Source organism: Halomonas sp. PBN3, from assembly GCF_000475415.1.
GTDB lineage: Bacteria > Pseudomonadota > Gammaproteobacteria > Pseudomonadales > Halomonadaceae > Halomonas > Halomonas shengliensis.
In genome coordinates this window covers 1-873 of sequence record NZ_AXCA01000047.1, presented here as the reverse complement: position 1 = coordinate 873, position 873 = coordinate 1, and the positions used below count along the sequence as shown (strand labels likewise).

Sequence of the window (873 nt, the reverse complement as noted above, 5' to 3'; positions counted from 1 at the left end):
GCACCACTCACTTCACAGGCTAACCGGGCGTGCCCCGCCCTTAACACATTGATGGCGCCGACATGATCGGCATTGGCCGCAAAGCCGCATTCGATACAGACAAACCGTGCCTGACTACGCCGGTTTTCTGCGGCGACACACCCGCACTCGGGGCAGGTGCGGCTGGTGTTGTGCGGTGGCACGACGACCAGATGCGCCCCACGCCAGGCCAGCTTGTAGTCGAGTTGGCGTCGAAACTCGTACCAGCCCTGGTCGAGGACCGCACGGTTGAGGCCGGACTTCTGGCGGATGTGGCGGCCGGGCTGCTCGACACTGCCTCTGGCCGAGCGCGACATGTTGCTAACCTGTAGGTCTTCCAGCACCACGAGCGCGTGGTTTTGGCTGATCGTGGCGGAAGCCTTGTGCAGGTAGTCGCGCCGGGCATTGGCGATGCGAGACTGAACCTTCTGGACGCGGGCCTTGGCCTTCTTCCAGTTGTGGCTGAACTTGACCTTGCGGCTCATGGCTTGCTGCGCCTTGCGCAGCGCCGCCTGGTGCTTTCTGAAACTATTGAGGGGCGCCAGGAAGCTGCCATCGGAGAGTGTGGCGAACCGCGCCACCCCCAGGTCGATGCCCACGGCGCCGCCAGTGGGTGCCGGCACCGCGACCTCGCGTTCCGTCTGGATCGAGACGAACCATCGGCCCGCCGACTGGCTGACCGTGACGTTCTTGACCGCTCCCAGCACCTCACGGCTCTTGCGGAAGCGCAACCAGCCGAGCTTGGGCAGGTACAGCCGGCGATTGCCCTGGTCGAGCCGAATCTGCTTGGGATCGGGATAGCGAAAGCTGTCGCGCCGGCCCTTCTTCTTGAAGCGCGGGAAGTCGGCCCGCTTG

At 64.7% G+C, this 873-nt stretch carries 1 protein-coding gene; it reads right to left on the bottom strand.

Annotation, left to right across the window (positions count from 1 at the left end):
* Nucleotides 1–873 (bottom strand): RNA-guided endonuclease InsQ/TnpB family protein (locus Q673_RS22145; protein WP_023004831.1); only part of this gene is annotated, 873 nt, incomplete at both ends.